The following is a 13,349-nucleotide window of genomic DNA, read 5'->3' as shown; positions in this document are numbered from 1 at the left end:
TGGAAGTGTGAAAATCTGCAGCCCAGAATCCGCTCGCTGTGCGGCAGCGATCCGCGCTGTACGGAATGCAAGCGGCCCTTCGACAACTATCGATCGTCGACTCATTTCCCCTCAGCCGCGACGCTATCATCGCCATGTTCGAAAGTTGCCGGCGTAATGCGAACCTGAGCCGCTCGCCCCTCCTCATGGAACCACAAATCTCTAATTCTCGCGTCATCGCTTGCAGGCAAAGGATTTGCGTCGCGCACGCGAAAGGTCGTGGGAAGGTTCACGGAGGTGCCGAAGACCAGCGCATGCTGCTTCGGAAGCGACGGGAGCCGCTTCAGGACCGCCTCGGAGATGAACGGGGTCATCTGCCGTATATGAGCAAGGTCGTCGGGATTCTGGATTCGATGGATGACGAAATTCGAGCACTGCGAAAGAATGGTCTTCGAGAGTTCACTGGGCCTCTGCGAAGCGGCGAGAATGAACAGCCCGTACTTTCGCCCTTCCTTGGCAATCCGCTCGTAAACTCTGCTGGCGTCTATGGCATAGCGGGATGGCTTCTCCGCGATGTATCGATGCGCTTCCTCAAGAAGCAGATGGATCGGAAACCGATTGCGTGGATCTGCTTGTCGGAGCAGCCGAAAGGCCATTCTAGCGAGCACTGACGCTACGAGCTCGACAACCTCATCCTCCACCGCATTCATGTCGATGATGACGATCTGGTTGCGTTTGACCCAACCCGCTCCGTCGCGTGCCAAACCGAGGAGCTGCTCAAGGAAGTTTTCGAGCGACGGCCCAGCTTGGCTTCCTTGAAGGTCGTAGCGCAGGAACGCATATTCAGGTCGCTCCTCGAGCGACTTAAAACGCGTCAGCATCTGCGAGCAGTAATCTCGGATCTGACGGTTACCGTGAGCCTCCTCGTATAGGATCGCCAGATCGAGCGCCTCTCCCAACGCGGAAAACTCAAAGGGAAGGTTGGCATATGCCGGGAATTTCAAACCTTCGATGATAAATCCGCCGCCATTGGCGTTTCCCAACAAATAGGTTGTTAAACCGGCAGGGTTGGCCATCTGGCCGAAGCCGATTTTGATGAATGGCGCGATCTTTTGATTGTTGATCTCCGGCGTGTTGAATCTTTGCAGCAGACCGACCATGCGATCGTGTTTTGACGGACTGCCTGTGTCGTCACGAAGAATTTGGCTCAGGCAGGTTGCCAGAATGTGGTTCTTGATCCCCTTCAGCTCCGCCGCGCTGCCCGCTGAGAACAATGTTGCCAGCCCGAGCGCCATGCGCAGTATCGGTAGTTGGGTGCGCTCGCTGGCCTGCAGAAGCAGCTCCCACTCTGACTGCTCCAGAAACCAATGGGGCAGACGAAAACGCTCCGTGCGTGCGGTGCCGTCCAGAATGACATGGTCCACGCCGATCTGCTTGCGCTTTGCGAGCGGCGACAGCGCCTTCGCATATTCTCCATTGACGTCGAATACGACGAACGTGGCACCGCGAGCATGGTGTTCTTCCGCCTTTTCGAACAAGGATTGGAGGACCGATGCGACCGTGCAGGACTTCCCGCTCCCTGTGTTTCCCAGGACGGCAGTGTGTCCGCCGAAGAAATCATCGATCCTGACCTTAACGTCGTAACCCTCGAATATGACGGACCGGCCGATCGTCAATGCGCGATAGCGGGTGGCATCAGGTGGCGTGGGTGGAACATTGTCGATCGGGGGTGTAGGCTCCGAAGGATGATCGGTTTCGAAGACTCGATCCAGTTCAGCGTCCAGCGCATACAGTGCGTCGCCGTAGAGTGACGGGAACACGGAGACGCCGAAGCGAAACCTTTCGCGCCGATCTTGAGGCAGCATCCCGACGGGAACGACATCGAGGTACTTCGCCGAAGAAGCCTTATCCAGCTCCCCTTCACTGCGACTAACATGACCAACGTCGCGCTCACGCAGGCCGACGACCTCGACAACCACGTACTCGGTTTGCACCGCGACCATCAGGAACGATCCGAGCCTGGCGACATAGTGAACGTCGTCGAATCCGACGACGGTGAAGTTGTCGGTGCCCGCATGCATCTCGATCACGAAACGGTCGGCCGCGACCGAGACCACCTTGCCGATTGCGCGCTTCCGATCGTCACGACTCATCGTCATCCTCCCCCTTCTGGGGAGCCGCGGCCTCCTTCTTCGGGGCCATCGCCTCGATCACCTTCCGAACGGCGTCATCAATGCGCTCGCTCGGGCGTTGCGGCATGAACTCTTCGATAATGGTGTCGAAGTAATGGGCTTTGCGTCCGGCGCTGCGTCCGGCACCCCCAATGATCCAAATTCGTGGATCATTTAGCGCGCGAAGCTTCGCAATCTCCCCGTCCAAATCTGGATCTACAAAGATCACGAGCCGGAACGTGGGAATCGTCAGGGCCTGATAGATGATATTGTTGATGTGCTCGTCGCCGAAGGCATACCCCATCGTAAATAGCACGCTCTGTTCGCGAACAATGCGTGACTGGAATTCCCGAAACAGATCGGCATAGGGAGACCCAAGGCTCGAATTCTGCTTGGCAGGCGTCGGATAGATCATCACCTTGCCCGGTTCTTTGGAGACGGCCGTTTCTCGGATCGGGAAAAGTCCGTGATCGTCCTCTGTCCAACTAATGGACCCATGAATCTTACACAGATAGACAAAGCCATCGACCGCAGACCACTTGCGGCTGGTGACATCGAGCTGTTCAGCGAGGGCGTACCGAAACGTCGCTGGATTGAACCGCCGTTCGACAACGCCGGAGAAGCCGTTCGTGTATGGCAGGCCGAGCCTATCCATTGCGGTCTCGTTGAAGAGATCGTAGTTCGTGGTGAACACCCAAGGACGCGGAAGAGATCGGTCGCGCAGCACAAGCTTGCGATAGAAGGATTCATAAAGGCCAACGACGGTATGGTCGCCATTCGCGAAGGCGCCGTTCGTGCATTTGGCCCAAAGAAATGTTTGAACCTTCTTGATGATCGATTCGACAGTCTTGAGTCTTGTGGCGGCATCACTCAGCGAACTGCGCACTAAGACGAAGCGCAGGCTGAAAAGAAGCTCCATCAGCCGCTCTAGGTTGCGCGCATACTCCGCGGCACCGAGGTCGATTCCAAACTGCTTCAACAGAGCATCACGTTCGTCGGCTGTCGGGAACGATTGATCCCCTTCCTTCGGTGCCGCCGTGAATTCCTTCGCGAGGGGCGCCATCGTTGGGATGCCGACCTCCTTGTCATTAGCCCACGACGAAGAACAGCCAGCTCCCAGGAGGAACGCCACATTTTTGGCATTCAGTGACTCAGCCAACGCCTTTCTGACAATATCCGCCCCATCAGGCCAATCATAATCAGCCTTCTCACCCTCGACGCCGCGAATAAACTTGAATGTGAGCTTCGATGGCTCCGTCTTGTCTGCATCCGCCACCGCATTCCCCCCAAATCTCTATTTCGCCGCCTCGTTTGCCCGGCGCGCGACATCTGCACTCCGCGCCATGAGGACCTCGAAGGTTTCAGCATCTTCCAACAGCAGACCGTCCTCGACCATGCGACCATAATCTTCTTCCAGCGCCTTCGCGGCATCACCGCCAGGCACGAGCTGCAAACCGCCATTCACGGCAGCCGCATAATCGATCGGACTTCGATCGGCCGCCCTCTCAACGAAGAACATGCCCTTGTGGCGCGCGACCGCGTTCGCCAGCTCCCTATCGGCGAAAGCCGCATCCGCCAGGCCGGCGTCATCCAGACGCGCTATGTCATGCCAGTGGCGTGCGAAGCGATCACCGCGCAGCCGCTGCTGGAGGCAGAAGACGTGGACAGCCGTCGCCTTCTCCCAGAAGGTCCGCTCGGCGTGCATCACGCGCGGCCGCGCTGTTGGGAACGTTACGCCTTCAACCAGGCCGGATGCATCGCATTTGATGTCGCGGAGGCTCGCCGGCTCGCCCGTTGATCGCGCCCCGAACTCCAGCATCACACTCGGTGCGACGTAGCCCGAGCCAGCGGTGGTCGCCTCGTAGTCGACAAACAGCTTCTCGCCTTCCACGCGGACGGCAGCCGCCAACGTCGCGGCAGCCAACGCGTCCGCGACGACCGGCTGCGCGGTGCCCGCCACCCAATCCGGCAAGCGCTTGCGCACCTCGCTCGACCAGCGCTTCTCCTCGCTACGTGTTTTCGGCAACGCCTCGCCGTTGCCGTCCACCAGGTCGGGCGCGATCGCCCGGATGTCGTAGGTCAGGTCGACGTCCTCGGAAAACCGCCGGATGACCCCATAGGCCTTCGACAGTGACGTGCCGCCCTTGAACACCAGATGCTCGCCGAGCGCCGACCCGTAGAGCGTGGCGAGCGCCCAAACCACCCACACATCCTTCTCGAGAAGGTGCGCCGGTCGTCCCGACTGATCGGCCGCGACGCTTAGCGCCTCGCGGCGGTCAGCGACCGGAAGGTGGAGAAAGGCGTCAGCCATGCGCCGCCTTTCCTACGCTGCGCGCGAGCCAGGTCGGAAGCTGCGGCGCTGCCGCGACCAGTTCGCTGAAAGTGGACGGCGAGAGCTTCCGCTTCAACGTTTTCAAGGCGGCTTCCGCTTTCTCCGGCCCAAGCCAGGCCAACGCCCGCACCGCCTCGCCAGCCGGCTTATGAGCCAGGGCGAGTTGCCAGCGCGGAGCATGACGAAGTTCGACAACCTGTTTGCCGAGATTCATCGTTCGGCTGCGGCCGGAGGTTAGATAGACCGACCGAACCGGCACCTGGGTCGTCAGGCCGAGAGTGTTGGCCGCCGCCGCCCCGCTCGGGACGATGACTTCGCCGCGCTGGTTGGCGAGCGCCTCGACCGCTTGCTGGACGGAGGGGGCCCTCGTTCCGAACCGGCTCGTGATGGGACGGAGATAGACGCCGCGACCGGCCCGGATCAGTTGGCCCCGCTCAGTCAGACGCGACAAAGCCTGATCCACCGCGGCGCGATTACCGAGGTGAAGCAAGCTCTTAGCCGCCACGGGCGTACCTTCCGGCAACCCTTCGGCATGCGCGAGAATCTGTTCGGTTAACCGTTGCATGGCCGTTCTCCTGTCAGAAATATACGCGGTTTTCTGACAGTTTTCAAGCCAGCGGACTTGCTGGGGAGCCGTCTATTTCGGCTAGATCAAGGGCGAACCCCTGTCGAGTAGACCATCCAGGAAATCCTCCCGCGAGCTGATCGGCCCCGCGAGCGTCGCAAGGATCAACGCCTCGACGATCTGGCGGGCCAACGACCGCGCCATCACCCGCTCTTTCGTCGAGATGGCGGTCATGGCTCGGCCGTGCAGGAATGCGCTTCGCACGTTGAAGAGCTGCTCATACTGATCGGCGAAGCGTCGATCGCCCAGCAGGCCGGCCACCCGTCCCCGAATTCTATTCGTGGCGCGCATCCCTTTGTGGCGGTCAGGCGCGATGCGAAAATTCTTCTGATAGTCCGCGCGCAAGCCGAGCGCCGCCTCGATCGTCGTGATGTGCGCAAGGAATTCATCCACGCCCTCGGCCAGGAACGCGCGGACGAGGAAGTGAGGGATCGGCGTCTCAAACAAAACCGATTGCTTCGCCTGCTCGACGGTCGTCCATCGGCTCTGGTCCCACACCGTCAGCTCGGTCTTTGCATCCTCTTCTAGGTGCAGCTCGACCGGGCGCTCTTCCTCGTATGTCCCGCCATAGCCATCGTCGTAGACCCGGTCCTCCCAGCTCAACGTGTCGGGGGACGGCGGCGAACTGGGACGAACGAAGATGTCGCTGTCGATCGTGTAGACCCATGGCACACGGAAGCCCCGCCAATCGACTTCCTGCATGGTCGACCAGCTCTCCCAGGGGGCCAGCAGGAGGAAGAACAGCGCTTCTTCCAAGGCAGTCGGGAACCGCCCTTGATGCGGTTCGACCCGCCCCAGATCTAGGCTCAGGTCCATGAACAGGACCGGGACCGCGCGTTCCTCCGGCTCCTGCTCGAGCACCACGACCTCCTCAACGATCAGCCAGTGGAATTCGGCGAAGCGCTCGGCATCGAAGTCCTGACGCGGATAAAGCCGCCTCAGCCGGCGCGCATCGATCACGCCGCGCAGCTCGTCGGCGCTCAACCGGCACACCCTGGCCGGACCGAATGCGTGCGGCGGCAGGTCGGCGGCAAGATCGAGCGGCGCAAGGTGAATGCGCCTGGCCCGGGTAGCGCGCAGCGCCGCGTCCAATCCCTTCGCCGCTTCCTCCACAGGCATGGCAAGATGGGCCGTGTCCTTCTGCAGGTGACATGGAAGGCCCAACGCCCGCAATGCCGTCGAGAGCGCGAAGTTCGGCCCCTTCTTGCCGGCGTTTGGGTAGTCGTCGCGGCAGATCTCACGCAGCCGCATGAAGGCCGGGTGCGCAAGAATATTGTCGGGCCCGGGCGGTCGTATGCGCCACAGGTCCGTCATCGCCATCAGCATCGCCATTCTCGGACCCGTCTCGCTCATCAGGAGATCCGGAGCCGCCGCAAAAGCTTGCCGAGGACCGCCTCGTACTCCTCGGGCTTGGAGAAATCGGCGTAGAGCTTGCCTTTCAAGAACTCTGGCAGCTCACATTCCTCGTAGAGCAGCGGCAGCACGACCACCTCGCCGCTCGCGATCTCGCGGTTCATCGCCACGTCGAGCTCCTTCTTCACCCAAGGAGCGCCGATCGACTTTTTCGACAGGACGACGGCGATGTAGCGGCTGAGCTTCATCCCCTCTTCGATCTTGGCGATCAGCGAGTCCCCGATGTCGATTTCGGCCTCGTCCAGCCACACATGCTCTACGCCATGAGCGAGCAGATCCTTGCGAAGCTGGCGCACGAAGGGTTTGTCGACGCCAGTATGGCTCAGGAAGATGCCGTGATACTTCTCATGCGCCGGATCGGCCTTCTCCAACGCGAGGCTGTCGCGAACGAGCTGGTTCTGGGCTTCCTGCGACGTCGGCGGCGTCAGCAGCCAGCCCGTCGGGGTGCCGAGCATCAGCTGACCGCCGAGGCTGTAGCCCTCCGGCGTCGCGGCGATCGACCCATAGCCTTCGCCGGGATCGGATAGGCACAGCGTCCAGCCGCCGGTCCGCGACAGAACCTCGAAATAGCGCGCGAAGGGGCTGTCGAGATCGACCGGCCCCATCCTGCGCCCCTTCTTAATGAGAAGCTCCGAACGCTTTACGAAACTCGCCACTTTCGGCGCCACATATCCAAGATGGGTTTCGCGATAGCCGAAGAAGTTCACCCGCTTCGGCTCGGACAGGCACCAAACGACCGTCGCGCCACCCGCAATCGCGGCCTCCATCTCCTTGCGTCGGTCCTCGCCATCGAAGGCGGAGTCGAGGTCGTAGCGGTCATTCTGCCCCTTCAGCTTGCCCAGCTCGTAAAGTTCGTTCGAAAACTCTCCGGCCTTACCGAACAGAAAATGCGTGTAGCTCTCCGGATTGATGATGATCGTGTCGTATTCGTAGAGCGGATAGGCCGCCCGCTCTCGATCGACATCGGGCTGGCAGAGCCCGAGATTTTCGATCTCCACGCCATCGATCTTGTCGCCGGTGTAAGTCAGCCCGACAGTCAGCACCCGTTTCACGTGTCGTTCCTTTCCGCCGCCTGCTTGGCCGCCTCTCTAGCTTTCACTTCCAAAACCTCGCCGCGGCTGCCGACGAGCGCGATCTCGATGCCGGCCAAGGCGCACCGCGGCGCGAGCCGCTCGGCCAGGCGCAAGGTGCCGTCCGTCAGCGGAACCACGGCCACCTGACGCCCCTGCGATGGCGTGGCCATCAGCAGGCCTACGGTCTCGCAAAGACCCCGGTAGAGCCGCGACAACTGGCCTGGATGCCGCGCGTTGATAATGCCGCCCTTGCATTCGGCCGAGATGACGTGGTCGCCGATATTCGCGACGACATCACCGAGCCCGGACTTCGGGTTGACGGTGATCGTCTGGCCCGCCGGATTTCGATAGACTCCGCCATAGGCGGTGCTACCGACGCCGGAGACCTTGGTGAACGCTCGCCGCCCCAGCCAGCCCGCGAAATCGAACTGCTTTCCGTGCTCGCCGTCGGGATGGACACGGACGTCCCGTGCGCCCTGCGTGCGGAGCAAGTGCATCGCGTAGGCGACCATCACCGCGCCCTCATACAGATGATGTTCGTGGGCGCCGTCCGATTTTCCGGCGCGGTTCGGCGGCGGCTCGAGCGCCGTCACGAGATCCTCGAAATCCAATCCAGCCTCCCCGCGATATCTGCGGACGCGCAGCGCGCACCATTGACAGGAGCTTATAACCGGCCATATTTGCCCGGTAAAGGAAGGCCTGTCATGTTTACCTATAGCCCCGAAAAATTTGCGTCGCTCTACGCCTCCGAACTTGGCCAGCGCATCTGGGCCTTTCTCACGCGGCCCGAAAACGTCGCCCGCCTGGAGACCGCGTCCGAACTCGGCAAGCCCGCGGTCGAAGGCATCGAGGAGCAGCTCCTGGCGGAATTCCGCGAGGAGGTCTTGGCCGACCGCGTGAAGCAGATGGTCGGCCATATGGTGCGGCAGATCCTGGAGCAGCGAGATTGGGTGCTCGACCAGACCGATGTGAAAGTTCAGTCGGTGCCCTTCAGCAAGGCGGCACGCTATCGCCGGCCTGACTGGTTCACCTTTCACGCCTTCCGCAACAGCAGTGATCCGCGCGACGTCGTTATCACCGATCGCCGGCAAAATCCGACGCTGCCGAACGGCGCGCGCTGGACCTTCTACGCTACCTTCGCCAGCCCGCTAAAAGCGGCGGTGGCGTTCGGCGTCAACGACATCAAGCAGCTTCGTCAGCAGGTCCATTCGCACGGCTTCCACCGTGTTCGCATCGAGCGGATGCTGCGCCGGGCATGAGACGAGCAGATGATGACTGATCTATTCGATGTCGACGGCGCCAATCTCGATCGCGGGTTTGAAAACCTGAAAGCCGCCGAGCTTCCGATCGAGCAGCAGCTTCACGCCATGCTGCAAGAGATGTGGGGGCGTTACGAGCCTTATGCCGACCCCGACTTTCGGCAGGGTTTCGCACGCGATGTCGATGGCCGATTTTGGGAGATGTATCTGGGCTGCACGCTGCTCGAGGCGGGCCGCACCCTGCTTCCCGTCGTCGAGCGCCAGCGCGAAGGCGGTCAGCCGGACCTCTGCGTCCTGGAAGATGGCCGCCGAATCTGGATCGAGGCCATTACCCCAGATGAAGGCGCACCGGGTCCTGACCAGATCGTGCGTCCGGTCCCCCTCAACGAGGGCGGCGGCCTCTTCGCCGCACCGATCCGTCAGGCGCAGTTGCGCACGTCCGGGGCGTTCTGGACCAAGGCGCAGAGGATCGCGCGCTATCTCGAACAGGGTGTGATCGGCCCGGAAGACACGAGGATCATCGCGATCAGTGCGAGCCGCTTCGGCGTCTATGTCGCCGACCAGCCGTTGCCGCTGATCATGACCACGTTATTTCCGATCGGAGATGCCTACATCACCATCGATCGCGAGACCGGCAACGTCGTTGACGAAGGATTTCACCCGGCCCCCTTCATCGACCGCGAACGCAATCCGATCCCGCGCACGGCGTTTCTCGACGAGCGTTTCGCTGACATCTCAGGTGTGATCTGGTCGCGCGTTGGCCTCGGCAACCTCTCGCGTCGAAGCCGCCCGCTGACCTATGTCCACAACCCCTTGGCGCAGGTTCCGCTGGCGACAAGCTGGGGCGTCTGGGATCGCGAGTTCGTCATCACGCCGCGCGGCGACGAGTGGGAGGCCAACGACATTCTGGCGCAAGCCGCAGCGGAGGCATCATGACGATGCGCCCGAGTGCCCGCGTCTGGCGCCTTCCGTTCCGTGAGGTTGATCATGGCCGTCGGCGATGAGCAGCGACTGATCACGCCGATCAGCCAGCGGCAGTTTGAGCTCTATGCGCTGTCGCTCGAACGTGGGCCCAATTTTGATCCCGCGCAGATCTTCGGGAGCTATCAAGCCGGACACGGCAGCGCGAGCGGCTGCATCCTCCTCGATCCGGAGCGCGGGACCTTCACCGCCCTGGCCTTGCGCAGGCGTGTCGATCATCGCTGGGTCCGCGTCGATGAAGGCGGCCCCTATCCCACTCCCGAAGCCGCGCTGGATCAGCTCACCATCAGCATGCGCGCTGGCGAGCCGCCCGAGCCATTGCCGCCGGGCGCACGGCGACGGCCGCTTCTGCTGAAGACCGGATCGCGAGGCACATCGCCGGAGTTCGACCTGCTGACGAGCACGATCAGCCATTTCCCGGCGCTGATGGCGGTCGGCGAATGCTACCTCGCGCTTCCCAATCCGGATGCCAATTTCGTCCCCGATCTGCAGACCAGCAATTTCGCGTCCCGCCTCTTCGAACTCTATCTTCTTGCCTGCTTCCGCGAGCAAGGCCTGATCGTCCGGCAGAAGCATGTCTCACCGGACTTCCTGATCGAGAACGATGGCGCCGCCTGCTGGATCGAAGCCGTGACCGCGAATTCCGAGACGCCCCGCTCCGGCGGGATCGGGGACTGGGTGCATGCTCCGGTCGATCGAAATGAACGCTTAACCGGCGCGCCAGCTGAGCGCTTCGCCAAGACGCTGCGCGGCAAGCTTCAGCGCAACTATCATGAGCTGGATCATGTAAAGGGGATACCCTTCGCTCTGGCGATCGCTGACTTCTATGAATCCGGCTCGATGGTTTGGAGCCGCGAGGCTTTGCCGACCTATCTCTACGGCCTGCGGGCAGATGTCGAAGGCGAAGGCGCCGGGCGACGTGCGATCGGCACGCCGATCAACAATCTTACGGGCAGGCACGGCATTCCGGCCGGGCTATTCCGCGATCCCGACTTCGCTCACCTCTCTGCCGTCATCTTCAGCAACGCGGCGACGCTCGCCAAATTCAACCGCATGGGCTTTCTCGCTGGATGGCGGCCGCCGGGCCTCACGATGACCCGCCGCGGCATTCTCTTCGACCGAACGCCGGGCGCGCTGGAGCCCATTGATTTCGATCTGTCGGTCGACAGCGCCGAATACCAAGCGCTCTGGCCTTGGGGCGAAGCCTGGTGTCAGGAACTGGAGGTCTTTCACAACCCACAGGCGACGCACCCCATTCCCTTCGATCTCATACCCGGCGCGACCCATTGGTTCGAGCGCGGCGGCGACGTCGAGTGCAACACCATGTGGGCGAACTCGGTCATTTCATCGATCACTCATCTGCGCATGGCCGGCGCGCAAGGCGAAAGCGAGCGGCCATGATCTGCCCGCCATGCATGCGTCGCCGTCCTCGCCCATCAAAGGAGCATCGTTGAACATGGAAACGGAACCATCCGACCGGACCATCGTCCTCCATCTCCTGCGCGGGGCTGTACCCGAGCGCGCCGACGAGATCAGCGGCCTATGGAGCCAGTATGGTCATGGTGTGGAAGTCGCGCCGAGCACCAAGGGCGTGACGATGAAGGCCGATGACAAGCGCATCCAGTTCGACACCAAGACGATCGACTTTTTCTGGCTGCTCGGCTTCAGCGCATGGCGTGCCATCGAGGTGTATTCGCCGGCCCTGCTGGTGGCGACATGGACCGGAATGCCGCTTGATCAGGCCCTCAAGATCGATGCCGAACGGGGGCAATACGAATTCGATTACAAGCAGCGCGTCAGCACCGCTCAATCGCTCATCGCGGCCGAACAGACCGCACAGATTTCCTGGCCTGCGGACATCCCCGAGCCGACCGCTGACCGCGACAGCTTGGGAGATGTCCAGCACAAGACGATGTTCGACCTCGTCGCGTTTGCCCTGGCCTTCGCGCTGCTGCACGAATTCCGGCACGTCATGTATTGCGCCGACAAGAGCGCACCGTCGACACTGCCCGAGGAGGAAATCGGCTGCGATAACTGGGCCCGCGAGTTCATGACCAGCGGCCTCGCCGCCTATGCGAAGGAGCATAGGACAACTACGCTCAAGTCCAGCAGAAGCGCGCGATGGGAATAGCGCTCGCCGCCGTGATCATCCATGCGATGACGCCGACCCACGCGCATTGGGGCAATCGGCAGTATCCACCGATCGCCGAGCGGCTGACGGCGATGATCGGAGGCTACAATCTGCCGCCCGGCTCGTCCTTCTGGCCCTTCACGGCCTGCCTTTTGATCACGCTGATGAGGCAGGAGGGCCGGCCGCTCGACATCATCGCGTACTCAAATCAGGAAATGGTCGAGGCCCTGCTCGACCGGCTCCGTTGACGCTGCGGGGAGCGCGACGTGCCGGTCTATTTCATTGGCGAAGATGAAAACGGATGCTCCCCGATCAAGATCGGCGTGGCGAAGAACATCGAGGCGCGCCAGCGCAACCTCCACACGGGGAATCCTTTGGAGCTGCGACTGCTCGGGTGGATCGAAGCGACCGACGCCTTCCAGCTTGAACGAGAGCTGCACAAGCATTTTGGATCGACCCATGTGCGTGGAGAATGGTTCGACATCGAGCCGGGTGACATCCTGGCCATTCTCAAGCGCGCCGGCCGCGCTGGATTTGTCGCCAAGAACGCCGATGCTTTCCAGATCGTCGGTTATGATCGCGACGCCATTCCCGAATACCTCGGCGTGTGGGAATGGGCCGATCTGGAAATCGACGAATGCTGCCCGTTCTGCGGATGTCTATGCGGCATGCATTTTCAGGAAGCCTCGCAGATGTACTATTGCATCCGATGCGACACGCTGACCGACTTTTCCGAGCTCGATCCGCGTGAGTATCCGCCGGACGAGTGATGTCCTGAAAGGCGGAAAGATGCCAATCCTGAGAAGCTGAAACCCGGCTTTGCGCTTCTGAGGGGAACGCCATCCCCTGCGGCCGGCCTTCGTCTCAGCCGCCCCCTTTTGCGGGGAGCCCCCGCAACGCCCCCTTCAGAGTGAGAGTGCGGACCGGCTTCGCCGTGACGGGTTGAGGGCTGAAAGAGGGGCCCCGGCGCCGGTCGCGGAGATCGGTGATGTCCAGAAAGACCTGACAAGCTCGGGCTGGCCAGGACCGGGCGAGCTATACGATGAACTTACCGACAATATCATCGCAGAACTTGAGGCCGGGCGCGTGCCTGGGTCCAACCTTGGAGGACGGCGGCTGCGAAGGCGCCACTTGCCAAACGCCGCGACCGGGCGGAATTATTCCGGGATCAACGTGCTGATCCTTTGGAGCGCCGCGGCACGGCTTTTCGGGCCAGAGCGGGCCCACCTTCCGCCAGGCGCTCGCGCTCGGCGGCAATGTCCGCAACGGCGAGCGCGGCACGTCCGTCGTGTACGCCGACCGATTCGTACCCGACGACGAGAAGCGGCGCGCCCGAGCAGGCGCGAGCGGCGATTGATTGCTGCGCAATCTTGCTATGCTCGGAC

The 13,349-nt window shown here is 61.9% G+C and carries 13 protein-coding genes and 1 pseudogene; 7 read left to right on the top strand and 7 right to left on the bottom strand.

The window, feature by feature from the left end:
• Nucleotides 1–101 precede the first annotated feature (101 nt).
• From AC1Q6J_RS12355 to AC1Q6J_RS12325, 7 genes are all read right to left on the bottom strand, one after another.
• Nucleotides 102–2,132 carry an ATP-binding protein gene (locus AC1Q6J_RS12355; RefSeq protein WP_006022643.1) on the bottom strand — a complete coding sequence of 677 codons (2,031 nt, stop codon included), beginning with the start codon at nt 2,130–2,132 and terminating at the stop codon, nt 102–104.
• The gene (locus AC1Q6J_RS12350) at nt 2,122–3,426 is read right to left on the bottom strand and encodes an SIR2 family protein (RefSeq protein ID WP_006022644.1); all 1,305 of its coding nucleotides are present in this window, start codon (nt 3,424–3,426) and stop codon (nt 2,122–2,124) included. The genes AC1Q6J_RS12355 and AC1Q6J_RS12350 overlap by 11 nt, the downstream gene beginning before the upstream one ends.
• An 18-nt stretch (nt 3,427–3,444) precedes the next feature.
• The gene (locus AC1Q6J_RS12345; RefSeq protein WP_006022645.1) at nt 3,445–4,461 is read right to left on the bottom strand and encodes a nucleotidyl transferase AbiEii/AbiGii toxin family protein; all 1,017 of its coding nucleotides are present in this window, start codon (nt 4,459–4,461) and stop codon (nt 3,445–3,447) included.
• On the bottom strand, nt 4,454–5,047 hold the full coding sequence (locus AC1Q6J_RS12340) for a DUF6088 family protein (protein ID WP_006022646.1): 594 nt from the start codon (nt 5,045–5,047) through the stop codon (nt 4,454–4,456). The genes AC1Q6J_RS12345 and AC1Q6J_RS12340 overlap by 8 nt, the downstream gene beginning before the upstream one ends.
• 81 nt (nt 5,048–5,128) lie before the next feature.
• Entirely contained in the window at nt 5,129–6,460 is a 1,332-nt protein-coding gene (locus AC1Q6J_RS12335) for a hypothetical protein (protein WP_006022647.1), read from the bottom strand.
• Nucleotides 6,460–7,572: a toll/interleukin-1 receptor domain-containing protein gene (locus tag AC1Q6J_RS12330; protein WP_006022648.1), complete on the bottom strand. Its 1,113-nt coding sequence runs from the start codon at nt 7,570–7,572 to the stop codon at nt 6,460–6,462. The genes AC1Q6J_RS12335 and AC1Q6J_RS12330 overlap by 1 nt, the downstream gene beginning before the upstream one ends.
• Nucleotides 7,569–8,204, bottom strand: a complete 636-nt coding sequence (locus tag AC1Q6J_RS12325) for a hypothetical protein (protein ID WP_006022649.1) — start codon at nt 8,202–8,204, stop codon at nt 7,569–7,571. Before AC1Q6J_RS12325 ends, AC1Q6J_RS12330 begins: the two co-directional genes overlap by 4 nt.
• A gap of 93 nt (nt 8,205–8,297) precedes the next feature.
• Here AC1Q6J_RS12325 and AC1Q6J_RS12320 point away from each other — a divergent pair, with 93 nt between their 5' ends.
• The 7 genes and pseudogenes from AC1Q6J_RS12320 to AC1Q6J_RS12290 all read left to right on the top strand — a co-directional run bounded on the left by AC1Q6J_RS12320 (nt 8,298) and on the right by AC1Q6J_RS12290 (nt 13,321).
• The gene (locus AC1Q6J_RS12320) at nt 8,298–8,852 is read left to right on the top strand and encodes a hypothetical protein (RefSeq protein WP_006022650.1); all 555 of its coding nucleotides are present in this window, start codon (nt 8,298–8,300) and stop codon (nt 8,850–8,852) included.
• A 9-nt stretch (nt 8,853–8,861) separates the two neighbouring features.
• Complete coding sequence (locus tag AC1Q6J_RS12315; protein WP_006022651.1) at nt 8,862–9,788, top strand: hypothetical protein; 927 nt, start codon at nt 8,862–8,864, stop codon at nt 9,786–9,788.
• A gap of 51 nt (nt 9,789–9,839) precedes the next feature.
• Nucleotides 9,840–11,234, top strand: coding sequence for a hypothetical protein (locus tag AC1Q6J_RS12310; RefSeq protein ID WP_006022652.1), 1,395 nt, complete (start codon nt 9,840–9,842; stop codon nt 11,232–11,234).
• Between the two features lie 10 nt (nt 11,235–11,244).
• The gene (locus AC1Q6J_RS12305) at nt 11,245–11,964 is read left to right on the top strand and encodes a phage exclusion protein Lit family protein (protein ID WP_024337235.1); all 720 of its coding nucleotides are present in this window, start codon (nt 11,245–11,247) and stop codon (nt 11,962–11,964) included.
• Nucleotides 11,955–12,212 (top strand): phage exclusion protein Lit family protein, encoded by a 258-nt coding sequence (locus AC1Q6J_RS12300; protein WP_006022654.1) that lies wholly within the window; start codon nt 11,955–11,957, stop codon nt 12,210–12,212. The genes AC1Q6J_RS12305 and AC1Q6J_RS12300 overlap by 10 nt, the downstream gene beginning before the upstream one ends.
• A gap of 18 nt (nt 12,213–12,230) precedes the next feature.
• Nucleotides 12,231–12,734: a GIY-YIG nuclease family protein gene (locus AC1Q6J_RS12295; RefSeq protein WP_006022655.1), complete on the top strand. Its 504-nt coding sequence runs from the start codon at nt 12,231–12,233 to the stop codon at nt 12,732–12,734.
• A 316-nt stretch (nt 12,735–13,050) separates the two neighbouring features.
• Nucleotides 13,051–13,321: pseudogene (locus AC1Q6J_RS12290) on the top strand (ArdC-like ssDNA-binding domain-containing protein).
• Nucleotides 13,322–13,349: the final 28 nt, after the last annotated feature.

The organism is Afipia sp. MLSD5-FHT05B12 (assembly GCF_058793355.1).
The sequence above is the reverse complement of the archived record's forward strand: the minus strand, read 5'-3'. Positions and strand labels throughout refer to the sequence as shown.

Coding starts and splice junctions, on each gene's coding strand:
- AC1Q6J_RS12355 (WP_006022643.1), bottom strand. CDS start 2,132: ATGAGTCGTGACGATCGGAAGCGCGCAATCGGCAAGGTGGTCTCGGTC.
- AC1Q6J_RS12345 (WP_006022645.1), bottom strand. CDS start 4,461: ATGGCTGACGCCTTTCTCCACCTTCCGGTCGCTGACCGCCGCGAGGCG.
- AC1Q6J_RS12340 (WP_006022646.1), bottom strand. CDS start 5,047: ATGCAACGGTTAACCGAACAGATTCTCGCGCATGCCGAAGGGTTGCCG.
- AC1Q6J_RS12335 (WP_006022647.1), bottom strand. CDS start 6,460: ATGAGCGAGACGGGTCCGAGAATGGCGATGCTGATGGCGATGACGGAC.
- AC1Q6J_RS12320 (WP_006022650.1), top strand. CDS start 8,298: ATGTTTACCTATAGCCCCGAAAAATTTGCGTCGCTCTACGCCTCCGAA.
- AC1Q6J_RS12315 (WP_006022651.1), top strand. CDS start 8,862: ATGATGACTGATCTATTCGATGTCGACGGCGCCAATCTCGATCGCGGG.
- AC1Q6J_RS12310 (WP_006022652.1), top strand. CDS start 9,840: ATGGCCGTCGGCGATGAGCAGCGACTGATCACGCCGATCAGCCAGCGG.
- AC1Q6J_RS12305 (WP_024337235.1), top strand. CDS start 11,245: ATGCATGCGTCGCCGTCCTCGCCCATCAAAGGAGCATCGTTGAACATG.
- AC1Q6J_RS12300 (WP_006022654.1), top strand. CDS start 11,955: ATGGGAATAGCGCTCGCCGCCGTGATCATCCATGCGATGACGCCGACC.